General features: G+C 72.7%; 26 protein-coding genes. 14 read left to right on the top strand and 12 right to left on the bottom strand.

Features of this window, described 5'->3' with window-relative positions; all coding sequences use genetic code 11:
• Positions 1–3: 3 nt before the first annotated feature.
• Entirely contained in the window at positions 4–423 is a 420-nt protein-coding gene (locus tag RIN75_RS06935) for a nuclear transport factor 2 family protein (RefSeq protein WP_309110951.1), read from the bottom strand.
• 98 nt (positions 424–521) lie between these two features.
• Between RIN75_RS06935 and RIN75_RS06930 the strand changes: the two genes are divergently transcribed.
• Both RIN75_RS06930 and RIN75_RS06925 read left to right on the top strand, forming a co-directional pair.
• On the top strand, positions 522–893 hold the full coding sequence (locus RIN75_RS06930) for a YciI family protein (RefSeq protein WP_309110950.1): 372 nt from the start codon (positions 522–524) through the stop codon (positions 891–893).
• Positions 890–2,047, top strand: a complete 1,158-nt coding sequence (locus RIN75_RS06925) for a sigma-70 family RNA polymerase sigma factor (protein ID WP_309110949.1) — start codon at positions 890–892, stop codon at positions 2,045–2,047. The genes RIN75_RS06930 and RIN75_RS06925 overlap by 4 nt, the downstream gene beginning before the upstream one ends.
• 16 nt (positions 2,048–2,063) lie before the next feature.
• On the opposite strand, the gene RIN75_RS06920 is transcribed toward RIN75_RS06925, so the two are convergent.
• Positions 2,064–2,486, bottom strand: coding sequence for a VOC family protein (locus RIN75_RS06920; protein WP_309110948.1), 423 nt, complete (start codon positions 2,484–2,486; stop codon positions 2,064–2,066).
• 151 nt (positions 2,487–2,637) lie between these two features.
• Between RIN75_RS06920 and RIN75_RS06915 the strand changes: the two genes are divergently transcribed.
• Genes RIN75_RS06915 through RIN75_RS06905 form a run of 3 tightly spaced genes read left to right on the top strand, consistent with a single transcriptional unit; the run spans position 2,638 to position 4,667 of the window.
• On the top strand, positions 2,638–3,612 hold the full coding sequence (locus RIN75_RS06915) for a hypothetical protein (RefSeq protein ID WP_309110947.1): 975 nt from the start codon (positions 2,638–2,640) through the stop codon (positions 3,610–3,612).
• Entirely contained in the window at positions 3,609–4,331 is a 723-nt protein-coding gene (locus RIN75_RS06910) for an MBL fold metallo-hydrolase (protein ID WP_309110946.1), read from the top strand. Before RIN75_RS06915 ends, RIN75_RS06910 begins: the two co-directional genes overlap by 4 nt.
• 36 nt (positions 4,332–4,367) lie before the next feature.
• Positions 4,368–4,667 (top strand): VOC family protein, encoded by a 300-nt coding sequence (locus RIN75_RS06905; RefSeq protein WP_309110945.1) that lies wholly within the window; start codon positions 4,368–4,370, stop codon positions 4,665–4,667.
• Here the strand turns inward: RIN75_RS06905 and RIN75_RS06900 are convergent.
• Entirely contained in the window at positions 4,571–4,885 is a 315-nt protein-coding gene (locus RIN75_RS06900) for a metalloregulator ArsR/SmtB family transcription factor (protein WP_309110944.1), read from the bottom strand. The genes RIN75_RS06905 and RIN75_RS06900 overlap by 97 nt on opposite strands.
• Positions 4,886–4,970: 85 nt before the next feature.
• On the opposite strand from RIN75_RS06900, the gene RIN75_RS06895 reads away from it, so the two are divergent.
• Complete coding sequence (locus RIN75_RS06895; RefSeq protein ID WP_309110943.1) at positions 4,971–6,125, top strand: site-specific integrase; 1,155 nt, start codon at positions 4,971–4,973, stop codon at positions 6,123–6,125.
• 381 nt (positions 6,126–6,506) lie between these two features.
• On the opposite strand, the gene RIN75_RS06890 is transcribed toward RIN75_RS06895, so the two are convergent.
• The 3 genes from RIN75_RS06890 to RIN75_RS06880 are packed head-to-tail and all read right to left on the bottom strand — an operon-like array spanning position 6,507 to position 9,076.
• Positions 6,507–7,196 (bottom strand): histidine phosphatase family protein, encoded by a 690-nt coding sequence (locus tag RIN75_RS06890; RefSeq protein WP_309110942.1) that lies wholly within the window; start codon positions 7,194–7,196, stop codon positions 6,507–6,509.
• A 9-nt stretch (positions 7,197–7,205) separates the two neighbouring features.
• Positions 7,206–8,030 (bottom strand): undecaprenyl-diphosphate phosphatase, encoded by an 825-nt coding sequence (locus RIN75_RS06885; RefSeq protein ID WP_309110941.1) that lies wholly within the window; start codon positions 8,028–8,030, stop codon positions 7,206–7,208.
• Positions 8,027–9,076: an LLM class F420-dependent oxidoreductase gene (locus tag RIN75_RS06880; protein WP_309110940.1), complete on the bottom strand. Its 1,050-nt coding sequence runs from the start codon at positions 9,074–9,076 to the stop codon at positions 8,027–8,029. The genes RIN75_RS06885 and RIN75_RS06880 overlap by 4 nt, the downstream gene beginning before the upstream one ends.
• A 119-nt stretch (positions 9,077–9,195) precedes the next feature.
• Here RIN75_RS06880 and RIN75_RS06875 point away from each other — a divergent pair, with 119 nt between their 5' ends.
• Positions 9,196–10,161 carry an aldo/keto reductase gene (locus RIN75_RS06875; RefSeq protein ID WP_309110939.1) on the top strand — a complete coding sequence of 322 codons (966 nt, stop codon included), beginning with the start codon at positions 9,196–9,198 and terminating at the stop codon, positions 10,159–10,161.
• 104 nt (positions 10,162–10,265) lie between these two features.
• Entirely contained in the window at positions 10,266–10,985 is a 720-nt protein-coding gene (locus tag RIN75_RS06870) for a carbonic anhydrase (RefSeq protein ID WP_309110938.1), read from the top strand.
• Position 10,986: 1 nt separating this feature from the next.
• On the opposite strand, the gene RIN75_RS06865 is transcribed toward RIN75_RS06870, so the two are convergent.
• Complete coding sequence (locus RIN75_RS06865) at positions 10,987–12,054, bottom strand: hypothetical protein (RefSeq protein ID WP_309110937.1); 1,068 nt, start codon at positions 12,052–12,054, stop codon at positions 10,987–10,989.
• Between the two features lie 172 nt (positions 12,055–12,226).
• On the opposite strand from RIN75_RS06865, the gene RIN75_RS06860 reads away from it, so the two are divergent.
• The 4 genes from RIN75_RS06860 (at position 12,227) to RIN75_RS06845 (ending at position 16,663) form a co-directional block, all read left to right on the top strand.
• Positions 12,227–13,198 (top strand): hypothetical protein, encoded by a 972-nt coding sequence (locus RIN75_RS06860; protein WP_309110936.1) that lies wholly within the window; start codon positions 12,227–12,229, stop codon positions 13,196–13,198.
• Positions 13,195–13,407, top strand: coding sequence for a DUF5703 family protein (locus tag RIN75_RS06855; protein ID WP_309110935.1), 213 nt, complete (start codon positions 13,195–13,197; stop codon positions 13,405–13,407). The genes RIN75_RS06860 and RIN75_RS06855 overlap by 4 nt, the downstream gene beginning before the upstream one ends.
• Positions 13,408–13,765: 358 nt before the next feature.
• Entirely contained in the window at positions 13,766–13,954 is a 189-nt protein-coding gene (locus RIN75_RS06850; protein WP_309110934.1) for a hypothetical protein, read from the top strand.
• Positions 13,955–14,041: 87 nt separating this feature from the next.
• Positions 14,042–16,663, top strand: a complete 2,622-nt coding sequence (locus RIN75_RS06845; protein WP_309110933.1) for a CHAT domain-containing protein — start codon at positions 14,042–14,044, stop codon at positions 16,661–16,663.
• A gap of 441 nt (positions 16,664–17,104) precedes the next feature.
• Here RIN75_RS06845 and RIN75_RS06840 read toward each other — a convergent pair whose 3' ends face one another.
• From RIN75_RS06840 to RIN75_RS06830, 3 genes are read right to left on the bottom strand one after another with little or no spacing between them, the layout of a single operon-like run.
• Complete coding sequence (locus RIN75_RS06840; protein WP_309110932.1) at positions 17,105–18,208, bottom strand: SWF/SNF family helicase; 1,104 nt, start codon at positions 18,206–18,208, stop codon at positions 17,105–17,107.
• On the bottom strand, positions 18,205–20,874 hold the full coding sequence (locus tag RIN75_RS06835) for a DEAD/DEAH box helicase (protein ID WP_309110931.1): 2,670 nt from the start codon (positions 20,872–20,874) through the stop codon (positions 18,205–18,207). The genes RIN75_RS06840 and RIN75_RS06835 overlap by 4 nt, the downstream gene beginning before the upstream one ends.
• A 25-nt stretch (positions 20,875–20,899) precedes the next feature.
• A complete protein-coding gene (locus RIN75_RS06830) occupies positions 20,900–21,481 on the bottom strand; it encodes a PadR family transcriptional regulator (protein ID WP_309110930.1) in 582 nt (193 codons plus the stop codon).
• Between the two features lie 62 nt (positions 21,482–21,543).
• On the opposite strand from RIN75_RS06830, the gene RIN75_RS06825 reads away from it, so the two are divergent.
• Together RIN75_RS06825 and RIN75_RS06820 are read left to right on the top strand one after the other, a co-directional pair.
• A complete protein-coding gene (locus RIN75_RS06825; protein WP_309110929.1) occupies positions 21,544–22,698 on the top strand; it encodes a winged helix DNA-binding domain-containing protein in 1,155 nt (384 codons plus the stop codon).
• On the top strand, positions 22,695–23,615 hold the full coding sequence (locus RIN75_RS06820) for a DinB family protein (protein ID WP_309110928.1): 921 nt from the start codon (positions 22,695–22,697) through the stop codon (positions 23,613–23,615). The genes RIN75_RS06825 and RIN75_RS06820 overlap by 4 nt, the downstream gene beginning before the upstream one ends.
• On the opposite strand, the gene RIN75_RS06815 is transcribed toward RIN75_RS06820, so the two are convergent.
• Positions 23,590–24,357, bottom strand: coding sequence for a putative protein N(5)-glutamine methyltransferase (locus tag RIN75_RS06815; RefSeq protein ID WP_309110927.1), 768 nt, complete (start codon positions 24,355–24,357; stop codon positions 23,590–23,592). The genes RIN75_RS06820 and RIN75_RS06815 overlap by 26 nt on opposite strands.
• Before the next feature lie 11 nt (positions 24,358–24,368).
• On the bottom strand, positions 24,369–25,148 hold the full coding sequence (locus RIN75_RS06810; protein ID WP_309110926.1) for a TetR/AcrR family transcriptional regulator: 780 nt from the start codon (positions 25,146–25,148) through the stop codon (positions 24,369–24,371).
• Positions 25,149–25,439 lie beyond the last annotated feature (291 nt).

Here is a 25,439-nt window from a genome sequence, read left to right as displayed (position 1 = left end):
CCTCTACGGCGTGAGCCCGACCGCCGCCGAGAACGACCCGTCCATGTGGAACGGCACCGACGTGTGCTCGTGCGCGATCCGCCACACCCCGTCGACCCGCCGCAGGCACACCGTGGACCGGAACCACAGGTCGAACCGCTCCGGGTAGCCCTTCGGCAGCGCCGACATCCGGTTGAGGCTGTGGCAGAACGCCACATCCCCCTCCGCCACCACCTCCAGGTCCCGCACCTCGTAGTCCACCGCGCTGTCGAACGTCGCGAACCACTCGCGCAACGACCCCGGATCGGTCAACCCCCGGTGCGCCAGCGGCGGCGCCATCGTGAACGCCACCGCCCCCGGCAGGTAGTCCGCCGCCAACGCCACAGCGTCCCCCGCGCGCATCGCCTCCGCGCGCCGCGCCACCAGCTCCCTGACCTCGTCCACGTCCACTCCCATCACCACCGGGCACCCCCGACGGGCACCGCTCACCCCGGACGTAGAAGCTGGAACCGCGCTCTCGACACACCCTGCGGAGGAAACCGGTGAAATACGTCATCCTCATCTACGGCAACCCCGAGTCCCGCGCCATCTGGGACAACCTGTCCACCGAGGAACGCGCCCGCGGCCTGAAGGACTACGAGCGCCTCAACGAAGACCTCGCCGAGTCCGGCGAACTCGTCCTCACCGAAGCCCTCGCCGACCACGCCCAGACCAAGCGCCTGGTCGTCCGCGACGGCCAGAAGACCATTACCGACGGCCCGTTCGCCGAGGCCAAGGAACTGCTCGCCGGGTTCTACGTCGTCGACGTCGACAGCCTCGACCGCGCGATCGAGATCGCCTGGCGCGTCCCGGAAGCCGAACTCGGCCTGGTCGAGGTGCGGCCGGTGATGACCCTCGACGACTTCCTGCGGTGACCCTCGGACCACTCCTGCGCGACCTCGCGCCCCAGGTCCTGGCCATCCTCGTGCGCCATTACGGCGACTTCGCCGACTGCGAGGACGCCGTGCAGGAAGCCCTGCTCGCCGCCGCCACCCAGTGGCCGGTCAAAGGCGTGCCCGACAACCCCAAGGCGTGGCTGGTCACCGTCGCCTCCCGCCGCCGCATCGAGACCTGGCGCCAGGACACCGCCCGCACCCGCCGCGAACGCACCGCGTTCGCCCGCACCCCGCCCGACCCCGACCCGCCACCGGGCGAGGACGACACCCTCACCCTGTTCCAGCTGTGCTGCCACCCCGCCCTGACCCCGCCGTCCCGGGTCGCGCTGACCCTGCGCGCCGTGGGCGGCCTGACCACCGCCGAGATCGCCCGCGCCTTCCTGGTCCCCGAAGCCACCATCGCCCAACGCATCAGCCGCGCAAAGCAACGCATCAAAGGCACCCGGTTCACCCCGTCCGGCGACCTCGACGCCGTCCGCCACGTCCTCTACCTGATCTTCACCGAGGGCCACACCGCCAGCTCCGGCACCCGCCTCAACCGCGTCGACCTCACCACCGAGGCCATCCGCCTGACCCGCCTGCTCCCCCACGACGGAGAAACCGAAGGCCTCCTGGCCCTCATGCTCCTCACCGACGCGAGACGACCCGCCCGCACCACCCCCGACGGCGCCCTCATCCCACTGGCCGACCAGGACCGCACCCGCTGGGACACCGCCGCCATCGCCGAGGGCACCGGACTCGTCCGGCACGCCCTGGCCACCCACCCCATCGGCCCCTACCAGCTCCAAGCTGCCATCGCCGCCGTCCACGCCGAAGCCCCCACCGCCGCCGACACCGACTGGCCCCAGATCCTCACCCTCTACGACCTGCTCAACAGCATCACCCCCGGTCCCATGGTCACCCTCAACCGCATCGTCGCCACCGCCATGGTGCACGGCCCCCACACCGCCCTCGACGCCCTCGACCAGGCCGAAACCGACCCCGCGCTCACCGACCACCACCGGGTCCACGCCGTCCGCGCCCACCTCCTCGACCTCGCCGGCCGCCACGACGAGGCCCGCGCGCACTACGCGCGGGCCGCCGCCCTCACCCAGAGCCTCCCCGAACGCCGCTACCTCGAAAGCCGCGCCTGATCACCACTGCGCCTGATCACCACTGCGCCTGATCGTCGTGGGCGGGCAGCCCCGGCCGGTGCGTGCCGAACGTCCACTCGAACCCCTCCGGGTCCAACACCCGGAACCGGTGGTTGCCCCACTCCGTGTCCCCCGGCTCCCACACCGGCACCGCACCCTCCGCCACCGCCCGCGCGAACAACCCGTCCACCTCGCCGGCGTCGTCCACCGCCACGTACACACCCTGCCCCGACGTGTCCCCACGCCGCGGCGCCCGCGAGTACCCGTCCCGGTCGCTGAACACCACCAACGCCGCATCACCCAGCCGCAACTCCGAGTGCGCCACCCCGCCGTCCTCGTCCGGGAACCGCATCGTCGTCTCGAACCCGAACGCCTTCCCCAGCCAGTCGATCGCCGCCCCGGCGTCCCGGTACCCCAGGTACACGTGCAAAGAAGTCATGCCCGCCACCCTGCCCGGCAACCAGGACAACCACCGCCCTCGATCACCGCGCGCCACGGAAACCGCCGTTCGGCGGATACCGAACGGGCCTCACTCTCGGTGAGGTAGTCAGGTCGATGCGTCGGGGGACCATCGAGGGAGAGATCGCGACTTGTTCCGTCCCGTGCCGGTGCCCGCCCTACCACCCAGCACCGCACTGGCCGACCTGGCCATGACCCGCGACGACCACGCCTGGCTCGCCGGCACCACCGGCGTGTTCACCAGCCGCCCGTCCACCCCGCTCGTCCTGCGCTGGACCGGCGCCGACTGGACCGAGGAACACCTCCCCGCGCTGCCCACCGCCGCCAGCCTCGCCGGCATCTCCGCCGCCGCCCCCGACGACGTCTGGGCCGTCGGCAACACCGCCGGCCACCCCCTCGTCCTGCACTACGACGGCATCCGCTGGCACACCGTCACCACACCCCGCATCCCCTGGGCCAAAGCCGTCGCCGCCATCACCCCCGACGACGTCCACATCGTCGGCACCGGCGCCGACACCCTGCACTGGGACGGCCGCACCTGGACCCGCCACACCGTCCTCACCTCGGCCCGCGAATCCCTCCACACCATCACCGCCGCCGCGTCCGACGACGTCTGGGCCGGCGGCGGCGGCCTCACCGGAGCCGGACCCGCCGTGTACGAGTACCCCGTCGTCGTCCACTGGGACGGCACCACCTGGAGCGACCTGCACGGCCCCCGCCTCGACCACGGCCACATCACCGCCCTCGCCGCCGACGGCCCCCGCGACGTGTGGCTGGCCCACGCCCGCGACTCCGACGGCCTGCACATCCACCACTACGACGGCGAGCGCTGGCACCCCGTGCCGCCACCCACCGACCCCGACCGCCTCAGCCTCCACGGCGTCGCCGCCCGCTGGACCTGGGGCGTCCGCGCCAGCCGCCGCACCTTCGAAACCCGCCCCGCCTACCACCGCTGGACCGGCGAGGACTGGGCCGAACAACCCCTGCCGGACAACCTCGCCCGCACCTCCGCCTCCCACGTCGGCCTCGCCACCGACGGCACCACCACCTGGGCCTACCTCAAAACCGCGGCCGGCGTGCACGTCCTGAGGCACACTGCGGCGTGACCTTCACCCTCACCACCCTGGGCACCGCCAGCCCGTACCCGCGGCCCGGCCAGCCCTGCTCCGGATACCTCCTGCGCACCGACACCACCACCGTCTGGGTCGACGCGGGCCCCGGCACCCTCGCGGCACTCCAGCAACACACCAGCCCCGACCGCGTGGACGCCATCTGGATCTCCCACACCCACGCCGACCACACCGCCGACCTGCTCCCCCTCTACTACGCCCTCCTCTACGCAGACCTCCACTTGGACCGCCCCATCCCCCTCTACGCCCCACGAGGCCTGGCCCAACGCCTGGAAACCTTCCTGGCCGGCGCCCGCCCCAACCCGGCGAGCGCCGCCTTCACCGTCCACGACCTCCACGACGACCACCGCACCGAGATCGGCGACATCACCCTGCACACCCTCGCCGTAGACCACGGCCTCCCCGCCTACGGCCTACGCGCCACCCATTCCGGTGCCACCTTCGCCTACTCCGGCGACACCGCCCCCTGCCCCGCCCTCAACCGCCTCGCCGAAGACGCCACCCTGTTCCTCTGCGAGGCCGACACCACCACCCCATCCCCCTACCACTGCACCCCCGAAGACGCCGCCAAAGCCGCCCAACGCGCCCACCACCTCCTCCTCACCCACATCGGCCCCACCCTCACCGAACACGAAGCCACCGACCGAGCCCACGCCCCAGCCACCCACCCCGGCGACCACCACCCCATCGCCTGACCCGCACATGACCGCCGGCCCCACGACACTGGACGGGTGATCGAACTGACCGCAACCGTCCTCGACGCACCAGACCCCAGCGCCCTGGCCCGCTTCCACAGCGACCTCCTCGGCTGGCCCGTCACCAGCGACGAGCCAGGTTGGGCCACCAGCCGCCCACCAGATGGAACCAGGGGCCGGAGGCCGCGCCAGGCCACAGATCCGCACCACCCCGCCGTACCCCGGACGCCCCACCGACTTCAAACGGCTGTGCCGCTGACGGCCCGGGTGATGGACTCCAGCACGCCCGGGAACCGCTGCTCCATCTCCTCCCGACGCAACTCGTGCGTCCGGTAGCTGCCCTGCGGCGTCACGCGCAGCACGCCCGCCTCCCGCAGCACCTTCAAGTGGTGCGACAGCGTCGACATGCTCACCGGCACGTCGAACTGCCCGCACACGATCCCGCCCGACCGCGCCAGCTCCGCCACGATCCGCAACCGCACCGGATCGGCCAACGCGCTGAGCACCGCGGAGAGCCGGATGTCCTCCACAGCGGGGTGTTGTAGCGCGCGCATGCCGGGGATGGTAGCCCCCGATCAGAGATTCCATTTCTGTCTACACTGAAGGAATAAAGATCATTGACCTGGTAGCGTTCCGACCATGAGCCTGCCGGAGCCGGTCCGCGCCGAACTCGACCGCGTCACCCACCCGGTCCTGGTCGACGTCGCCGCCCTGGACCAGGTCCGCCGGCGCTTCGACGACGAGCAGGCCGCCGCCCTCGCGGGCTACCTCAGCGCCGCCCAGTCCCCCAACACCCTCCGCGCCTACCGCGCCGACTGGGTCTCCTGGGCGGCTTGGTGCCTGCAGGAGAACCGCCAAGCCCTCCCCGCGGACCCGGTCGACGTCGCCGTCTACCTCGCCGTGGCCGCCGAGAGCCGGAAACCGGACGGCTCCCCCGCGTTCAGCCCCTCCACCCTGGAGCGCAAAGCCGCCGCGATCGCCGCCGTGCACGCCGCCGGCGGACTCCCCTCCCCCACCAGATCGGACGTCGTCCGCCTGACCTTGAGGGGTATCCGCCGCACCCGCCGCGATCAACCCCGCCGCAAGCGCCCGGTCCTCCTCGACACCCTGGCCGACCTGCTCGCCGAACGCCCCCCGCCGGGCTGGCCCACCGGTGTCGCCCGCCGCCGCGACGCCCTCCTGCTCCTGGTCGGCTTCGCGGGCGCCCTCCGCCGCAGCGAGCTCGCCGCTCTCCGACTCGAGGACGTCACCGTCGACGTCGACGCCCGCACCCAGGAACCCCTCCTCCTGGTCGAACTCGGCGTCACCAAGACCGACCAGACCGGCGTGCACCGCCAGCGCGTCGTGCTCCCCCGCGGCGCCCGCCGCCCGACGTGCCCGGTGTGCGCGTTCGCCGACTGGGTCGACGTCCTCACCGCCGCGGACCCCAGGAGCCTCCTGGAAGACGAGCCCGACGGCGAACCCACCCACCGCTGCCACAGCTACCGCCCCCAAGCCCACCAAGGCCCGCTGTTCCCGGCGGTGAGCCGGTACGGCCGCATCGCCGCCAAACCGATGTCGGACAAGGCCGTGTCGGACCTAGTGAAGCGGTACGCGCTCAAGGCGGGCCTGGACCCGGCGCTGTTCGGCGGGCACTCGCTGCGCGCCGGGTTCGCCACGCAGGCGGCGCTGGGCGGGGCGAGCGACCGGGAGATCATGCGGCAGGGCCGGTGGACCAATCCCCGCACCGTGCACCGCTACATCCGCACCGCCAACCCGCTCGAGGACAACGCGGTCACCCGTCTGGGCCTGTGAGGACGTCGTCCGGGAGTGTGACGCAGAGCGCACGACCGGTTGTTAACTGTAAACAGGCCCCGTCCGGGCGGACTGGACCGAACGGGGCAGCGAAATGCGGCACCAGACCGCTTGCCACGATTTGTTTCCGTGGTGTTTCCACATAGTTTGAGCTGCGGTTTTGCCAGTTTTCGGGGTCGGATGCAGGCAGCTGACCTGCACTGCTCGGAGACTCATGAAACCGTCTCACGTTCTAAGAGGTCATTTACCCGCGCATTAACGGCAATACGATCAGTCCACCCGGTCGCCCCCGCCACGACCACCGGCTTTCCGCCGCCAGGCCGTGGCCCCCGGACTACCCTGCACTGTCCGGGGGCCACCGTCACCCTCCGAAGACCCGCGTCAGGTCGTCCCGCCGACCACGGCGTCCGACGACGGCTCCTCGTCGCGCTTCTCCGGCGGCGGCACGACCCCGGACAGGTCGCCGCCGTTGTCGTTGACCCGCAGCACGAACGGCCGGGTCGGCGTGTAGGACACCACCGACACCGACGCCGGGTCGACGACGATGCGCTGGAAGCCGTCCAGGTGCACGCCCAGCGCGTCGGCCAGGACCGCCTTGATCACGTCGCCGTGGCTGCACGCCACCCACACCGCGCGCGGCCCGAACTCCTCGGTCACCCGGGCGTCGTGGGCGCGGATCGCGGCCACCGCGCGGGCCTGCACGGCGGCCAACCCCTCGCCGCCGGGGAACACCGCGGCGGACGGGTGCTGCTGCACCACCTGCCACAGCGGTTCCTTGAGCAGGTCCTTGATCTCCTTGCCGGTCCACTCGCCGTACTCGACCTCGGCCAGCTCCGGCTCGACCACCGGCTCCAGCCCGCGCGCGGCCAGCAGCGGCGCCAGGGTCTGCGCGCAGCGCTCCATCGGCGAGGTCACGACGGCGTCGACCGGCACGCCGGCCAGCCGCTCCACGAGCTTCTCCGCCTGCACCACGCCGCTGTCGGCCAGGCCCACTCCGGGAGCACGACCCGCGAGGACACCGGAGCCGTTGGCGGTGGAGCGGGCGTGTCGGAGCAGGATCACGGTTGCCACGAAGACACCTTATGTCGCGTTGATGAGACCCATCGACAGCAGGCCCATCAGCACGATGCCCAGCAGCAGCCGATACCAGACGAACGCCGAGTAGCTGTGCTTGGACACGTACCGCAGCAGCCACGCGATCGTCGCGTAGCCGACCGCGAAGGACACCAGCGTCGCCACGATCATCTGCGGCACGGACGCCGCGTTGGGCTCCGACCGGTCCAACACGTCCGGGATGCTGAACAGCCCCGCGCCGAACACCGCGGGCAGCGCCAGCAGGAACGAGTACCGCGCCGCCGCGGCCCGCTCCAGGCCCAGGAACAAGCCCGCGGTGAGCGTGCCGCCGGACCGGGAGACACCGGGGATGAGCGCCATCGCCTGCGCCAGGCCCATGCCGACGGCGTCCTTCAGCTCCAGCCGGGTGCGGATGTGCTTGGCGAACCGGTCGGCCACGCCGAGCAGGATGCCGAACACCACCAGCACGGTCGCGGTGATCCACAGGTTGCGCAGCGAGCTGCGGATCTCGTCCTTGAACACGTAGCCCAGCACGCTGATCGGGATCGACCCGATGATCACGTACCAGGCCATCCGGTAGTCCTCGGTCTTGCGGGCGGCCTTGCTGAACAGCCCCTTGACCCAGGCCGCGATGAAGTTGCCGATGTCCTTGGCGAAGTAGATCAGCACCGCGACCTCGGTGCCCAGCTGAATCACCGCGGTGAACGACGCGCCCGCGTCGTTGCCGAAGAACAGCGTCGAGACGATCCTGACGTGCGCCGACGACGAAATGGGCAGGAATTCCGTCAAGCCTTGGACGATCCCGAGAACCAGGGCCTGCAACCAGCTCAACTACCCACTCCTGCCAGATCCAGAGCTTCGGTCGCGGTGCGTAGCGCCGCGATCCCCTGCTCGAGATCTTGCAGCATGGGCGAAAGGGTGAGTGTGGTGACCCCCGCTTCGGCGTAGACCTTCATCCGCTCGGCGATGCGCTCGCGGGTGCCCAGCAGCGAGGTCGAGTCGAGGAAGTCCACCGGAAGTGCGGCCATGGCGCCCTGGTAGTCGCGCGCCAGGTACTTGTCCTGGACCTCCGCGGCCTCGGCGGCGAAGCCCATGCGCACGGCCAGGGCGTTGTAGAAGTTCTTCTCCCGGCTGCCCATGCCGCCCACGTACAGCGCGGCGTAGGGGCGGACGGTGTCGGCGCACGCGCGCCAGTCCTCGCCGACCACGAGCGGCACGGTCGGGACGACGTCGAAGCCCTCCATGGTCTTGCCGACCTTCGCCCGGCCCGCGCGGATCGAGTCCAGGGAGGCGGCGGAGTGCTCGGGCGAGAAGAACACGCCCAGCCAGCCGTCGGCGATCTCGCCGGTCAGCTCCAGGTTCTTCGGGCCGACCGAGGCCAGGTAGACCGGGATGTGCTCGCGCACCGGGTGCACGGTGAGGGTGAGCGCCTTGCCGGGTCCGCCGGGCAGGGGCAGCTGGTAGTGCTCGCCGTCGTAGCGCAGCTTCTCCCGGCGCAGCGCGGCGTTGACGATGTCGACGTACTCGCGGGTGCGGCCCAGCGGCTTGTCGAAGCGCACGCCGTGCCAGCCCTCGGAGACCTGCGGGCCGGACACGCCCAGGCCCAGCCGGAACCGGCCACCCGACAGGGTGTCGAGGGTGGCGGCGGTCATCGCGGTCATCGCCGGGGTGCGCGCCGGGATCTGGAAGATGGCGCTGCCGACGTCGATGCGTTCGGTCTGCGCGGCCACCCAGGCCAGCACGGTGGCCACGTCGGAGCCGTAGGCCTCCGCCGCCCACACCACCGACCAGCCCAGCCGGTCGGCTTCCCTGGCCAGTTCGAGGTTCGCGGCGTCGTTGCCCGCGCCCCAGTACCCGAGGTTCAGTCCCAGTCGCACGCCCCAGGACCCTACCGGCGGGTAACCTCGGGCGCCAGGGCAGGCTATCGGGTTGTTCTCGCCGGACACGTGCGGTGCGCGCACGGCCGGAATGTCGATCACCGTTTAGGCTGCGCCGCGTGGAACAGCGATACCTCGGCCGCAGCGGTCTGCGGGTCTCCCGGATGGCCCTGGGCACCATGACCTGGGGCCGGGACACCGACGCGGACGAGGCCGCCACCCAGCTCATGGCGTTCACCGAGGCGGGCGGGACGCTCGTCGACACCGCCGACGTCTACGTGGAGGGCGAGAGCGAACGCATCCTGGGCGGCCTGATCGGCGAGGTCGTGCCGCGCGACGAGCTGGTCATCGCGACCAAGGCGGTGGCCCGGCGCAACGACGGCCCGTTCGGCGGCGGCGCGTCGCGGGCGGCGCTGCTGTCGGCGCTGGACGGCTCGCTGCGCAGGCTCGGGGTCGAGCACATCGACCTGTGGCAGCTGCACGCGTGGGACCCGGCGGTGCCGCTGGAGGAGACGCTGTCCGCGCTGGACCAGGCGGTGGCGTCGGGCCGGGTCCGGTACGCGGGCGTGTCCAACTACTCGGGCTGGCAGCTGGGGACCGCCGCCGCGCTGCCGGGGCACACACCGATCGTGTCCACACAGGTGGAGTACTCGCTGCTGGAGCGCGGTGTGGAGCGCGAGGTCGCGCCCGCCGCCCAGCACCACGGGATCGGGCTGCTGCCGTGGGCGCCGCTGGGGCGGGGCGTGCTGACCGGCAAGTACCGCAACGGGACGCCGGCGGACTCGCGGGGCGCGTCGGCGCACTTCGCCGGGTACGTCGAGCAGCACCGCACGGAGCGGGCGGCGCGGATCGTGCAGGCGGTGGCGACGGCGGCGGACGGCCTGGGCACGAGCCCGTTGTGCGTGGCGCTGGCGTGGGTGCGCGACCGGCCGGGTGTGGTGGCCCCGGTGGTGGGCGCGCGGGACACCGGCCAGCTGCTGGGGTCGCTGGCGGCGGAGGACATCGCGCTGCCGCCCGCGATCCGGTCGGCGCTGGACGACGTGAGCGCGGTGGAGTTCGGCTACCCGGAACGTCCGATGGGATGACGTACGACCGAATTTTCCGCTTTGGTGACTTTGTGTAACCAAATTTGTGAGCTGTGTTACCTCAATGGCGGTGTTGGTCTGAACCAGGTCTAACGTTCGCCGCCGTGCGCGATTCAAGTGACACAGCCGCGGTGACGCGGCGCAGGCTGTTCGGCCTCACGGCCGGCACGGCGGCGGCCCTGACCGTCGCGTCCTCCGCCTCCGCCCAGGAGGCGCCGGAATCCAAGAAGCTCGACGCGGAAGGCGCGTGGCGCAAGCTCGCCGAGGGCAACCAGCGGTTCGTCAGCGGTCACCAGACCCACCCGCACGAGTCGTTGAAGTGGCGCGAGTCCCTGGTCAAGGGTCAGCACCCGTTCGCGTGCGTGGTCGGCTGCGCCGACTCGCGCGTGCCACCGGAGCTGGTCTTCGACGAGGGGTTCGGCGACCTGTTCACCATCCGCGCGGCGGGCGAGGTCCTGGACAACAGCGTCCTGGGCAGCGTCGAGTACGCGGTGGAGCACCTCGAAGTGCCGCTCGTGGTCGTGCTCGGGCACGCCTCGTGCGGCGCGGTGTCGGCGACCATCGACGTGGTCCGCGGGCGGGCCGAGGTGAGCGGTGACATCTCCACGCTCGTGCGGGCGATCGAGCCCGCGGTGCTGTCCACCCCGCCGGACGGGGACGAGAAGGCCTTCCTGGCCCGGTGCGTGGACAACCAGGCCAAGCGGGTGGCGGCCCTGATGGTGGAGCGCTCGGTGACCATCCGGACCGCGGTGCGCCACCACGGTCTGAAGGTCGTGGCCGCGAGCTACCAGCTCGACACCGGCGCGGTCAGCCGGCTGACCTGATCTAGATCAGCACCTCGTCCACCAGCCGGAACCACTCCCGGACCCCCGCGAGCTGGTCCTCCAGCCAGGTCGCCACGTCGGCGGCCAGGTCCAGCGCGCGGGGTGTCCGGACCCGACCCGCCAGGTGCTCGACCAGGGCCTGGATGCGGCGCACCGGCGGCGGGTGGATGGAGGCGAACGGGATCGGCCGGGACTGCTCGGCGGCCAGCCGGTCGGTCACCTCGTGCAGGAACAGCACCAGCAGCAGCGCGCCCACCAGGCACGGCTCGATGGCGTCCACCTGGCGCGGGGCCAGGTCGTCGAGGGTGCGCAGCATGATCGTGGCGGCCACCCGGTCGGCCTCGTGCTCCCGCGGCCAGCCGACCGACAAGGCGTCCAGCGCGCCGACCGGGGTGTCCGGGTCGGTGACGCGGCGGGCGGTGACCAGGTGGCCGGAGATGACGTGGGCGACCTCGTGGGCGATGACGAACTGGGTGGCCCGGCGCAGCATCAGGCCCACCAGGGCCAGGCGTTGGCCCGCGAGTTCCGGCAGCGGTCGGGCGGACACGGCGCCGTTGCCGTACAGGTAGGCGTTGACGGCTTCGGCCAGCGCGTAGGACGCCTGTTCTTGGGTGAGCAGCGACGGCGTCCCGTACGCGGGCAGGACGCCGGTCATGATCTTCAACACAGCCGCCGCCAGGTCCAGCAGGGCGGTGTTCACCAGCACCAGCACACCCCGGCCGGGCACCGGCACGCTGAGCCCGTCGAGCGTCCCGGTCGGGAACACGCCGGCCAGGACCGGAGTGCGGACCGCCCAGCCGGCCGCGTCGGCCAGGTGCAGGACCTCCGGCTGGCACGCGTCGAGGGTGGACTGGAGGTCGCGCAGGTGCTGCGGGCGGTAGGCGGCGGGGCGCACGCGGACGTCGGCGAGCCTGGCCAGGCGGGTCTTCAACGGTTCCGCTGCCACCTGGTTCCACGTGTGGTAGCGGTCCGGGTGCGGGCGGTCGGGGTCGGGTGGGCCGAGGTGGTCGGCGACACGCCGGTCGCGCAGCAGTTCCACGTGCCTCGCCCGCAATTCCTCGACCGTCATCCGCGCCTCCCGTCACCTGGGATAGTCGCGGAAATCCCCGCCGGGGTACGGGCGCGCGGCCACTACCACTCCCCTGGACCAACGACAACACCCTCCCCCTGCGTGACGATGGTGGTTTCGTGATGGATGCTGGGAGGAAGTTCTCGCGATCGGGCTAGCTGGAGGTTCGACGTTGCGCCGACTGGCCGCGGCAGTGCTCACCGGGACCGCGTTGCTGTCCGGCTGCGCGACCGAGGGGGAATCCGGCGACCCGTTGCAGATAGCCGCGACCCTCGAACCCGCGAAGCCCGCGGTGTCACCGCAGGTCACGGCCACGCCCGAGGGCAACGTCCTGCCGATGCGCCGCGCGACCGCCATCGCGGTCCTGCCCGGACACGTGGCCGTGGCGTTGTCCGATCCGCCTTCGGTGTCGCTGCACCCGCTGGACAACCTGGCCGCGCCGCGGGTCGTGCCGCTGCCCGGCCCGGCGGAGCGGCTGGTGGTCGCCGGTGACGCGGTGGAGGTCCCGGTGCCCGGCAGCGGTGTCGTGGTGACCGTGCGGTCGGACGGGACGACGTCGTCGCGGCCGGTCGACGGCGGGCCGGTGGACGTGGCGCGGGTCGGCGGCAAGGACGTGGTCGCGAAGCGGGACGCGAAGTCGCTGGACGTGGCCGGGCGCGCGGTGACCGGGGTGTCCAGCCCGGACCGGCTGGTGCCGGTCGGCGACCACGCGGTGGTGCTGGACCGGCCGCGCAGCGCGGTGTTCGACGTCGACCTCGGGCCTGAGCCGAAGCTGGGCGCGGGGCTGCGCGCGGGTGACGGCGCGACGACGGCGGTGGCCGACCGGTTCGGCCGGGTGCTCGTCGTGGACACCCGCGGCGGCGAGCTGATGGCGTTCTCGGTGCGCCCGCTGATCATGCGGCAGCGCTTCCCGCTGCCCGGCGCGCCGTACGGGATGGCCTACGACGAGCGGCGGGACCTGGTGTGGGTCACGCTCACCGAGCGCAACGAGGTCGTGGCGTTCGACGTCGCGGGTGGCGAGCCGGTGGAGAAGCACCGGTACGCCACGGTCCGCCAGCCGGATTCGGTGGCGGTGGACCCGGGCAGCGGGCGCGTGTTCGTCGCGTCCGGAGACGGCCAAGGGATGCAGGTGATCGGGTCATGAACGAAGGGGTGGTCGACGGGGACTGGGAGTACCGGCCGCTGCGCCTGCCGGCCGGTGTCTCCCGTCGCACGGCGACGACGCAGTTGGCGATCCACGCGGAGTTCGCGGGCTGGGAGCTGTCGCGGACGCTGCTGTTCGGCGACGGTTCCCGCAAGGTGTGGCTGCGCCGCAAGCGCACCGCCGCCGTGCTGCCCGGCGTGATCACCTAGTCGTCCCGCCAAACCCGCTCCCCCGCACGCGCCGTCCCCGGCTCGCGCGTCTGCGCCCCCACTCCCGGCCTCGACCGGCGATCTTCGCGCGCGGCCCGCCGGTCGCCGCAAATATTCTGCGCGCCGAGGAATTTTTGCTTTCGGTCACCCCCGCATTACCTGAACGGGTGAATACTAGGCCGTTTCCGCACGTCAGCCGAAGGTTGCGCGCCGATGTGCACAATTTACCCATCGATCATTACTCCGTTGTGCCACCATTGGTCCGTTCGTGCGGAGGAGGGGCCGCCGAACGTGACTCGGCGCAGTCGCGCGGGTCGCTTGATTGGCCTAGGCAGATCATCAGGGGAGGAAGATCGCGATGTCTACGACCACCGAGACCGGGTTCCAGGGCGGCGACGTGCCGGAGGACTCGACCACCACCGATGTCCTGACCGAGACGCAGGAGCAGGAGCAGGAGCAGCACGAACACGAGCACAACCACGACGGCGGCGAGCTGTCGCCGATGTGCTCGGGCAACGGCTGCGTCCAGAAGACGTCCTCGAACTGATCGACCCAGCGTGACGGCGCCCGTCGACCGACGATCCGGTCGGCGGGCGTTTCCAGTTGCGTTCTGTGATGTCATGGACATGTGCCTGTGATCGCTTCTCGCGACGAATCCGTGGTCATCCGCGAGGCCCGCGCCCTGCACCGGGACGGTGTGGACGCGTCGTGTTCGGGGCGACATCGCGAGGCGATGCGGTTGTTGCGCCGCGCCCGCACGTTGGCGGAATCGGTCGATCCGGACGATCCGGACACGCGCGTGGAATGGCTCGTGACGCGCATTCGCCTTTCCTCGACCTTGTCGGCGTTGATGGCCGACACGGCGGGGTTGGCCGCGGGACTGGCGGGCCTGGACGAGGTCCAGTTGCTGATCGAGGACGTCGACGACCCGCTGCTGCGGGCCGAGCTGTCCGGCAGCGTCGGGCACAACCGGGGGCTCCTGCTGCTCAACGCGGGCCTGCTGGAAGAGGGCGTGGCCGTGCTCGACCAGGCGCTGGCGCACGAGGAGTGGCGGCTGGCGGCGGCGGACGAGCCCGTGCCGGCGCTGGTGGAGCCGATCGTGAAGACGCTGCGCAGCCGCGGCACCGCGCACACCAACCTCGGCTCGATCACGCAGGCCCGCCAGGACCTGACCCGCGCGGTCGCGCTGGCCACCGGGCACGGCCTGGTGAACCTCGCCGCCGACGCCAGCCACGCGTTGGGCCGGCTGGAGCTGCGCATCGGTGACGTGCCGGCGGCGCTGCGCCGGTACGAGGCGAGCGAGCGCGCCTACCGCGACCTCGGTCTCGACGTGCCGCCGCTGCTCGGGTTGCACCGGGCGCAGGCGTTGCTGGTCGCGGGGCTCGCCGACGAGGCCGGTGACCAACTCGATCAGGTGCTGCCCGCGTTACGCGCCGACCAGGGTGTGGCGCCGGGTGAGCTGGCGGACGTGGAGCTGAGCCGGGCCGTCGCCGCGTACATGACCGGTGACCTGGACCTGGCGCGGGAGATGGCGTCGTCGGCGCGGCAGCGGATGCGGCGGTGGGGCTGCGAGACGTGCGTGGCGAACGCGACCCTGATCGGGCTGCGCGTGGACACCGAGTTGGCGCTGCGGTCGGGCCGGGTGCCGCGGTCGCTGCCCGCCAAGGTGCTGGGGTTCGCCGACTCGCTGCCGGTGCCGAGGCTGGCCGAGCAGGCGGCGCTGGCGCGGATGCTGGCGGTGCGGCTGGAGATCCGGCGCGGGGACCTCGACACCGCCGAGCGCGTCCTGGACGGCGTCCCGCGGCCGGGCCGGCTGACCGCGATCGACCACCGGATGCTGCGCCGGCTGTGCCGTGCGGAACTGGCCAGGGCACGGGGTGAGCGCACGGCGGCGCTGGCCGAGGTGCGGGCGGGCCTGGCGGACCTGGACCACGTGCGGGACCGGATGGGCGGGCTGGAACTGCTGACCGGGACGGCGTTGCACGGCCGGGAGCTGACGGAGCTGGCCGTGCAGCTGGTGCTGGAGGAGGGCAACGCACGCCGGTTGTTCGCGTGGCTGGAGCGGACGCGGGCGCAGACCTACCGGTACGAGCCGGTGACCCGGGTGGACAACCCGGAGCTGGCGGAGCTGATCGCCGAGGTGCGCAGCCTGACCCAGTCCATCCACAAGGCCCACCACGACGGGCACCCCACGGCGTCGCTGCGGGCGCGGCGGGCGGAGCGGCTGCGCAAGGCCAACCAGATCGGCTGGCACTCCGGTCGCTGGGGCAGTCCGCGGCCGATGGCCAAGCTGCGCGAGGTGGTGTCCCAGCTCGGTGAGCGGGCGCTGGTGAGCTTCGCGTCGTCGGAGGACCACCTGGTCGCCGTGGTCGTGGTGTCGGGTGACGTCCACCTGGTGCGGCTGGGGTCGGCGGGCGCGGCGGCGGAGAGCGCGCGGATGCTCAACGCCGATCTCAACGCCTTGGCTCCCGACCACCTGCCCGACGCTTTGGTGCGCGTGCTGTCGACGTCCGCGCACAAGCAGGCTTCGCGCCTCGACGCCCAACTGGCGCGGCCGTTGGCGGAGCTGGTCGGGGAGCGGGACCTGGTGGTGGTGCCGACGGGGGCGCTGTACGCGGTGCCGTGGGGCGTGCTGCCGACGTTGCACGGGCGGCCGATCGTGGTGGCCCCGTCGGCGACGGCGTGGCTGGCGGCCGAGCGCGGCGAGTGGCGGCGGGACGGTCGGACGGTGCTCGTGCGCGGCCCGGGTCTGCCGGCGGCGGTGGGCGAGATCGCGAAGTTGGGCGCGCACTACCGCTCGGCGGCGTTGTTGTCGGGTGAGGGGGCGACGGTCGCGGCGGTGCTGTCCACTTCGGACGATGCCGAGATCGCGCACTTCGCCGCGCACGGTGTGCACGAGCCGGAGAACGCTCTGTTCTCGAGGCTGGAACTCACGGACGGGCCTTTGTACGCGCACGAACTGGCCAACCTCCCGCACCCGCCGCGGCAGGTGGTTCTGGCGGCGTGCGAGCTTGCGTTGAACCGGGTCCGGCCGGGTGACGAGCCTTTGGGTTTCGCGAGTGCGCTGCTGGCGAGCGGGTCGCAGATGGTGGTGGCGCCGGTGAGCCGGGTGGGCGACCAGGCTTCGGCGGCGACCATGGACTACTACCACCGGCGGCTGGCGGCGGGTGCGCAGCCGGCTCTGGCGTTGGCGGACGCGATCGCGGTGGACCCGCTGCGACGGCCGTTCGTGTGCCTGGGCAGCGGCCAGAACTAGCACCACAGGTGTGGTACCACAGGTGTGGTGGTCGTTGGGCGCGCCAGCCTCCGGCCCCCGCGTCCATTGTCCCACGAGGCACCGACAATTCGGGGCGGAGCGGTGCGTCGGGACAGGTCAGCGCGGGCAGGCCGGTCAGGGCAGATCGGGCGGGCGGTACCGGGATCAGGGCGGGTCGGGCGGCGGCAGGTCGGGCGGGATGGGCGCGGGCCTGCGGGCGAGGGCAGGCGGGGCTGGGCGGGCGGCGCCGGGGTCACGGCAGGTCGGGCGGGCGGGATAGGTCGGGCGCAGCGGGGCGAGCGCGGGCGCAGCGGGGCGGGGCAAGCGCAGGCGCGGTGGGCGGCACCGGGGTCACAGCAGGCCGGGCGCGGCGCGGCGAGGGCGGGATGGGCGGCGGCAGGTCGGGCGGGATGGGCGGCGCGGCGGGCGGCGGTGGGGTGGTCAGGGTAGGTCGGTCAGGGCGGCGGCGGGGTCGCGGTGGGGGGTGCCGGTGGGCCACCAGCCGTCGGCTTGGGAGCGGTAGGGGTACCAGCGGTGGTCGGGGCCGTAGCGGAGTTGTCCGTTGTGGACCGTCCAGCGGTTGCGCCAGACCTTCGCCTCCGGGAGTTCCGACTCCTGCCACGCCGTCCGGGCCCGGTTCAGGTCCGACTTGGGCGGGGTCCACGCATCGTCCAGAACGGACAGTCCGATCGCGCCACCCTGCCGCCACGCCGCCACCTCGCGCTGGTCGGCGGCCAACCGACCGGCGAGCGCGGGTTGGGTGGCCGCCAGGCGGACGGTGTCCTCGCGGTCGGTCAACGACGGCCATTCGCCGGTGTGCAGGATGTCTCGGGCCTTCGCTGCCGCGTCGGCGACCAGAAGAGCCAGAGCCTCGACGTCCAGGCCCTCGACGGGCTCGAACTCCGGTAGGGCGCCGAAGTCCTCGATCGGCGGGTTCTCGGGGAGCGGGACGAGAGGCACCGAGTAGGCGGCTACGGCCAGGACGCCGGTGGTCGGGCGGGCACCGGCCACCACCTCCTCCTGGGTCCGGCCGCGCAGCAACAGCAGCAGCCACGGGTCGGTGTCCAGCAGCCACGACGCCTGGTGGCACAGGGCCGCCCCGTGCCGGCACGGGAGTTCCCAGTCCGGACAGCTGCACTCGAAGTCCAGGTCGCCGATGCCGGGCAGCAGCTCCACACCCGCGTCCGCCGCCGCCTCGGCCAGTTCGCGGGGCATCTCGCGTTCCAGCAGCGCGGCCAGGTGACCGGCCTTGGCCGCTACCGCGGCCAGGAACCTCGTCCACTCCGCCTCGGTGAACTCGGCCAGCTTCACGGTGGTCTGGAAGGTGTCGTCGGTGTCGTGGACGGGCGCCGTGATCCTGCCGGGGCTGACGGTGATGGTGCCGACCAGGCCCGCGTTGGCGTACTTGCGGCCCTGGCGCAGCGGCGTCTGGTCGAGGGAGGTGTCCTCCAGGGCCTGCGACCAGGTCCGTCCCCACCACGAACGGGCCCGCCGCACGCCCTTGCCGAACGGCGGGAAGCCCTTGGCACGCTCGGGGGAAGTCATGCGCCGCTCCTCAGCTCGACCAGGTCGGCCAGTTCCGCGTCGGACAGTTCGGTGAACGCCGCCTCGCCGTGCGCCAGCACCGACGACGCGAGGTCGCGCTTGGCGCGCAGCATGGCCGCGATGCGGTCCTCGATGGTGCCCTCGGCGATCAGCCGGTGCACCTGCACGGGTTTGGTCTGCCCGATCCGGTAGGCGCGGTCGGTGGCCTGGTCCTCCACGGCCGGGTTCCACCACCGGTCGTAGTGCACGACGTGGTCGGCGCGGGTCAGGTTGAGCCCGGTGCCGGCGGCCTTCAACGACAGCAGGAACACCGGCACCGACCCGTCCTGGAACCGCGCCACCATCTCCTCCCGCGCGGGCACGGGGGTGCCGCCGTGCAGCAGCTGCGACTCGACACCGCGCGCGGCGAGGTGCTTGCCGATCAACCGGGCCATGGCGACGTACTGGGTGAACACCAGCACCGCGCCGTCCTCGGCGAGGATGGTGTCCAGCAGCTCGTCGAGCAGTTCCAGCTTCCCGGACCGCCCCTCCAACCGGGGCGAGGACTCCTTCAGGTACTGGGCAGGGTGGTTGCACACCTGCTTGAGCCCGGTGAGCAGCTTGACCACCCGGCCGCGTCGGGCGATGCCGTCTGCCTCGGCGATCTCGGCCATCAACTCCCGCACGACCGCCTCGTACAGGGCGGCCTGTTCACGGGTGAGTGCGACGGGCCGGTCCGTCTCGGTCTTGGGCGGCAGTTCGGGCGCGATGCCGGGGTCGGACTTGCGCCGGCGCAGCAGGAACGGCCTGATCAGGGCGGCGAACCGGTCGGCGGTGGCCCGGTCGTGGTCGGCCTCGATCGGTTTGGCCCACCGCGCCTTGAACGCGGGCAGCGTGCCGAGCAGGCCGGGTGTGGTCCAGTCGAGCACGGCCCACAGCTCGCTGAGGCTGTTCTCCACGGGCGTGCCGGTCAGGGCGACGCGGGCGGCGGCCGGGATGCGGCGCAGCGCCTTCGCGGTGTCCGAGGACGGGTTCTTCACGTGCTGCGCCTCGTCGGCCACGACCAGGCCCCACTCGACCTCGGCGAGCCGGTCGGCGTCGACCCGCATGGTGCCGTAGGTGGTGAGCACGAACCCCTCGTGCGCGACCTCCCGCCCGGCGCCGTGGTAGCGGGTGACCGGCACGCCGGGCGCGAACCTGCCGATCTCGCGCTCCCAGTTGCCCAGCAGCGACGCCGGGCACACCACGAGCGTGGGACCGGAGTCGCGGTGCAGGTGCAGGGCGATGAGGGTGACGGTCTTGCCCAGGCCCATGTCGTCGGCCAGGCACGCGCCCAGCCCGAGCGCGGTCATCCGGTCCAGCCAGCGCAGGCCGCGGACCTGGTAGTCGCGCAGGGTGGCGTTGAGCGCGGCCGGGGGTTCGACGGGTTCGCTGTCGAGCAGGGCGAGCTTGGCGCGGACGTCGTCGAGCCACCCGGTCGCGGCGACCGGGACCTGTTCGCCGTCGACCTCGGTGACGCCGGTGAGGGCCGCGCCGAGGGCGTCGATCGCGGCGACGGGCTTGAGGTCGCGTTCGCGGGCCTTGCGCGCGAGGTCGGGGTCGACCAGGGTCCACCGGTCGCGCAGCCGGACCACGGGCCGGTGCGCCTCGGCGAGCTGGTCGAGTTCTTCCGGGGTGAGCGGGTCGTCGCCCAGCGCGAGCTGCCAGTTCACGGACGTGAGCTGGTCGGGGCCGAAGAACGTCGGCCGGTCGCCCCGGTCGTCGGAGCCCAGGACGACCCGGGCGGACAGGTCGCGCACCAGGTCCTTGGGCCAGTGCACGTCCACGCCGACGGCGGCCAGCCGCACCGCGCCGTCGCGCAGGAGCTGTTCGACGTCGGAGTCGAGCAGGACGACCTCGTCGGGCACGGGCAGGTCGAGCAGGCGTTCCAGCGGCGGGAACGCGCGGGCGGCGCGCCGGACGGCCAGCATCGCGTCGGACTGGGCGCGCCGGTCCGCCCCGGCCCACAGTTCGGCGGCGTCGACCACCAGCGACGGGTCGGCGAGGCTGTGCACCTGCACCACCGCGCGGAACTCCTCCAGCCCTTCGATCCGCAGCGACACCCGAACGCCCTGGTCGGCCCACGCCCGCAGGTGTGGCACGCGCTGCGGCGCGGGCGAGGCGAACGCGGGCGTGCCCAGCGCGCGCACCGCCGCGGCCCCGCGCGGCATGGTGTCGGCGACGGCGTCGAGGAACGCCCGGACCAGCGGCTCCGCCTCGGGCAGCTCCAGCGGCGCGCGCCCGTTCAACGGCACGGCGCGGGCGTGGGCGGGCATCGCGTCGGCGAGGTCGCGGACCCGCCGCAGGTCGGCCGGGTCGAGCGGCCCCAGCCGCCACGCGTCGAAGTCGCCATCGGTGACCGCCGGCCGCACCCGACCCCGCGCGACCACCTGCAACGCCACGACAACGGCCGCTCCCCAGAACGCTGCGGCGGGGTGGGCGTCACCGGTCCGCCGGGCCTTGGACAGCACGGGAACCGCCTCGGCCACGGGTAGCCGCACGGCCGGGACCTCGCGCTTCGACCCGTCGGGCAGCGCGATGACCAGCGAACCGGGCGTGTCGACCTCGGGCAGGTGGTCGCCGTAGAAGGCCACGGTGGACGTGCGTGGCGGATCGGCGGCCTCGAAGACGGCCGCGCAACGTTCCAAACCGGTGTTCAGTGCTCCCCCTCCACTACTCAAACTTGAGTATAGGCCAACTGCCGGGGTCGCCGGGGGAATTCCTCTCCCCGGCCATCGGGTAGGCCCCGCTCTCCAGCCGCTCCAGCAACCCGCGCGTCCACGCCACCCCGCTGTCCGCGGTGTGCTCCCACAGCCCGAACAGCTCCCGCACGTGCGGCGGGTCCGTCCACTCCCCCACCTGCTTGCGCGCCGCGTCCCGCCGGCTCTCCAACGCGGCCAGCCGCTCGTGCAGCAGCGCCACCGCGTCCGCCCGCGACAGCGACGGCAGCAGCGCCAGCCCCGCGGCGAGCATGTCCGGCCGGGTCTCGGGACGGCGCAACGCGTCGCGCAGCAGCCGCTGGAACTCCTGCTCCCCCTTCGCGGTGATCCGGTAGTCGGTGCGCGCGGGCGGGACCTCCTCGTCGGCCAGGCAGCCTTCCTTGGTCAGCTGCTTGAGCGCGTGGTAGATCGAGCCCCACTTGACGTTGGCCCACTCCCCCGCGCCCCACGACATCAGGTCGTTGCCGATGAGGTAGCCGTGGGCGACGCCGTACCCGCGCACCACGCCCAGCACCAGCAACCGCGTCGCCGACATCGCGCCCCTGCCTGAAGGAATCGACAGTTTCGCGGCCAGCGTAGATCGCCCAGGATGGGCTGGTGGCCCTCCCCGTGATCACCGACGACGACCGCCGCGCCCGCCTGGGCCGACGCCACCTGCTGGCGACCACAGTGGACACCGTGGAGGAGGTCGCCGATGCGCTGGTCGGTCTGCACGCCACCGACCCGGCCACGGTGTTCCTGTCGGTGTGCGCACGCCTGACCACGCCGTCCGTGGCCGCCGTCGAAAAGGCGTTCTACGAGCGGCAGACCCTCGTGCGGCTGCTGTGCATGCGGCGCACGATGTTCGCCGTCGCCACGACCCTGGCCCCGGTGGTCGACGCCGCCGCGGCCCGCGAGATCGCCGCCCGGGAACGCGCCGGGCTGCTCAAGTACCTGGCCGAGGGCGTGGGCTGGGACGCCGACCGGCTGGCCGAGGTCGAGCGGGCCACGCTCGCCGCCCTGGCCGCGCGCGGCGAGGCCACCGTGGTCGACCTCGGCCGCGACGTCCCGGACCTGCTGGAACAGGTCGTGGTGGCGGCGGGCAAGAAGTACGAGACCCGGCAGAACGTGTCCAGCCGCATCGTCCGGGTGCTCGCCGCCGACGGCCGGATGCGCCGCAGCCGCCCGCGCGGCACGTGGCTGAGCAGCCAGTTCCGGTGGGCGCCCGCCCAGCCGTGGCCCGCGGTGGACCCCGCCGAGGCCCGCGCCGAACTGGTGCGCCGCTGGCTCGCCTCGTTCGGGCCGGGCACGGAAGCGGACCTGAAGTGGTGGACCGGCTGGACCTTCGGCGCGGTCCGCACGGCGTTGAAGGCCGTCGGCGCGGTCGGCGTCGAGCTGTCCACCGGTCCCGGCTGGGCGCTGCCCGACGACCTGTTCACCCCGGAGACCGAGCCGTGGGTGGCGCTGCTGCCCGCCCTCGACCCGACGCCGATGGGCTGGCAGGGCCGCGACTGGTACCTCGCGCCGGAACTGCGGCCGCGCCTGTTCGACACCGCCGGCAACGTCGGCCCCACCGCCTGGTGCGACGGCCGCGTGGTCGGCGGCTGGGCGCAGCGCCCGGACGGCGAGGTCGTCTGGCAGGCACTCACCGACGTCGGCGCGCAGACCCGCGCCGCGCTCGACGCCGAAGCCGCGCGCCTCACGGAGTGGCTGGGCGGCACCCGGGTCGTGCCCCGTTTCCGCACCCCGCTGGAGAAGGAGCTGTCGAAGTGATCGAACTGCGCCCGGTGGACGAGGACGGCCTGCACCGGCTGGCCGCGCTCGCCGTGTCCGACGCCGACCCGGCCGACGTCATGCCGCCCGGCTGGACGCCGGGGGACAGGTCCGGGGTGCTGGACTTCTACCGCGGTTTCCAGGCCGATTCATTCGAGATCGTCCAGCGCGGCGACACAGTGGGGTTCATCCGCCTCACGCCGACGGGCGAAACGGGCCTGTGGGTGGCGCGGTCCGCGCGCGGCCGGGGCGTCGGGCTGGCGGCGCTGCGCTCGGTGGTCGACCAGGCGGTGGTGCGGCGCATCCCGACGGTCGTCGCCGAGACGACCACCGCGAACGCCGCCGCGCTGTCCGTTCTTCGCCGCGCCGGGGCGACCCTGACCGTCGACGGCGAGCGCGTGACCGGTCGGCTCGGCGTGCCGATCGAACCGCCGACCGACCTCGCCGACCCGGTCGAACTGCTGCTCCAGTACCTCGACTACTACCGCGCCACGGTGCTGCGCAAGCTCGAAGGCCTGACCGACGAGCAGTTGCGCACCAGCCGCGTGCCGTCCGGGTGGTCGCCGTTGGGGCTGGTCAAGCACCTGGCCTACGTGGAGCTGCGGTGGATGCGGTGGGGGTTCACCGGCGAGGAGATCGCACAGCCGTGGGGCGACCCGGACGTGGAGCGCGCCGAGTTCGTCGTGGACGGCGACACCGCCGACGAGGTCCGCGCGTTCTACCTGGAGCAGTGCGCGCGGTCCCGCGAGATCGTCGCCGCCGCGCGGCTGGACGACCGGATGGCGCGGTGGCGGGTGACCACGCTGCCGACGCCGACCCTGGCGTGGGTCCTGTTCCACCTGCTCCAGGAGTACGCCCGGCACGTCGGGCACCTCGACGTGGTCCGCGAACTCACCGACGGGGTCGTGGGGCAGTGACGCCCACGACGACGGTCGCCCCGACCTCGTCGTCCCGCTCGACCCGCGCGGTGAAGCCCGCCCGCTCGAACGCGGCGAGCGTGCTCGGCGCCTGGCGGTCGCTGGTCTCCAGCAGCAGCGCACCACCGGGCACCAGCCACTCCGGCGCACCCGCCGCCACGCGCCGCTGCACGTCCAGCCCGTCCGCTCCGCCGTCCAACGCGACCAATGGTTCGTGGTCACGGGCCTCCGGCGGCATGAGCGCGATGGCGTCGGTCGGCACGTAGGGCGCGTTGACCACCAGCACGTCCACCCGGCCGCGCAGGTCCGCCGGCAGCGCCGCGTACAGGTCACCCTCGAACACCCGGTCGGCCGGCAGGTTCCGCCGCGCGCACCGCACCGCCGCCGGGTCGAGGTCGGCCGCGTACACCTCCACCCCGGGCACCGCGTCCGCGACCGCCGCCCCCAACGCCCCGGCCCCACAACACAGATCCACCACCACCGCGCCGGGCTCGGCGAGCGGAACGGCAAGTTCGACCAGGTACGCGGTCCGCTGCCGAGGCACGAAGACACCCGGGTCCACCGCGATCCGCAGACCGCGGAACTCCGCGAAGCCCAGCACCTGCTCCAACGGCAACCCGGCCACCCGCCGGTCCACCATCGCCTCGAGTTCGGCCGGCGACGGGGCGGCCTCGGTCAGCAACCGCGCCTCGTCCTCGGCGAACACGCACCCGGCGGCCCTCAGCCGCGTCACCACGTCCACGGTGCGTACCCCTACCCCACCGACCGGGCGACTGTCGCCTCGATTCCGTCCAGCAGCACGTCGAGGCCCACGGTGAAGTTCCACTCCGCCTCGCGCTCCAGGTAGGGGGTGCACTCGTCGTCCGCCGGCGCCTCCGCGCCACCCAGCCACGTGGCCAGCGGGAACCGGGTCGCGAAGTCCGGCGCGACCTCCTCCAGCACGGGCGAGCGGGCGTACCACCACTCCTCGTCGCTGACCCCGGTGTCCCGAGCCGCGCGCCGAGCGTCCCCGATCACCTCCGCCGACCCCCGCACGAACTGCATCACCGCGCCCACCACCCCGCGCAGCACCTGCACGTCCAGCCCGGTCTCGCGCAGGATGCGCAGGAGCGTCTCCAGCATCCGGAACTCATTGGGCCCCAACACCGGCCGGGCTTGCGAGACTTGGAGCACCCATGGGTGCCACAGGAAGAACCCCCGCGTGTCCCGAGCCCAGGCCGACAACGCCACCCGCCACCCCCGGTCGAGCGCATACTCCCCGGGCAGTTCCCCCAGGACCTTGTCGTACATGAGGTCGATCAACTCGGCCTTGTTGGGCACGTAGGTGTAGAGGGCCATCGCCGTCCGCCCCAACCGCTCCCCCACGGCCCGCATGGACAGGGCGGCCATCCCGTGCTCGTCGGCGACGCCGATGGCCGCGTCGACGATGACGTCGAGACTCAACCCGCCCTTCGACCGCTCCCGGTGCTCGGGCGCACGCCACAACAGCGACATCGACCGACGAGCATCCCCCTGCCCGGCGTACACGACCACGTGGATCTCCTTGCACCGTAAACCGATCGGTGAGCCACTTTACGCCATAAAGAATCCACTGCCCAGCCGCCCCGGCCGCCAGGTTCTGTCGGTACCTCATGAGACAATGGATTCGGGGGCCGAAGGCCACGCCCGAAGCGCTCATCGACCCGCGAGCGACCCCAAGCAGGGCAGGCCACGTTCGGCCGGCGGAACTGACGGAACTGGGCTACCGGGACATGCCGCCGAGACTGGGCCACCGGACCTGGGCCGGCCACCAGGACGAGGGAGGCAGCGGTGGGCGCGTCTCCT

The sequence above is a fragment of the Saccharothrix sp. genome, assembly GCF_031180885.1.
Classification (GTDB): domain Bacteria; phylum Actinomycetota; class Actinomycetes; order Mycobacteriales; family Pseudonocardiaceae; genus Actinosynnema.
The sequence above is the reverse complement of the archived record's forward strand: the minus strand, read 5'-3'. Positions and strand labels throughout refer to the sequence as shown.

Bases quoted from the DNA above. Each gene is read 5' to 3' on its own strand.
- RIN75_RS06830 (WP_309110930.1), bottom strand. From the start codon at position 21,481: ATGTCGGCGACGCGGTTGCTGGTGCTGGGCGTGGTGCGCGGGTACGGC.
- RIN75_RS06895 (WP_309110943.1), top strand. From the start codon at position 4,971: ATGAGCCTGCCGGAGCCGGTCCGCGCCGAACTCGACCGCGTCACCCAC.
- RIN75_RS06920 (WP_309110948.1), bottom strand. From the start codon at position 2,486: ATGACTTCTTTGCACGTGTACCTGGGGTACCGGGACGCCGGGGCGGCG.
- RIN75_RS06840 (WP_309110932.1), bottom strand. From the start codon at position 18,208: ATGACTTCCCCCGAGCGTGCCAAGGGCTTCCCGCCGTTCGGCAAGGGC.
- RIN75_RS06850 (WP_309110934.1), top strand. From the start codon at position 13,766: ATGTCTACGACCACCGAGACCGGGTTCCAGGGCGGCGACGTGCCGGAG.
- RIN75_RS06855 (WP_309110935.1), top strand. From the start codon at position 13,195: ATGAACGAAGGGGTGGTCGACGGGGACTGGGAGTACCGGCCGCTGCGC.
- RIN75_RS06900 (WP_309110944.1), bottom strand. From the start codon at position 4,885: ATGCGCGCGCTACAACACCCCGCTGTGGAGGACATCCGGCTCTCCGCG.
- RIN75_RS06865 (WP_309110937.1), bottom strand. From the start codon at position 12,054: ATGACGGTCGAGGAATTGCGGGCGAGGCACGTGGAACTGCTGCGCGAC.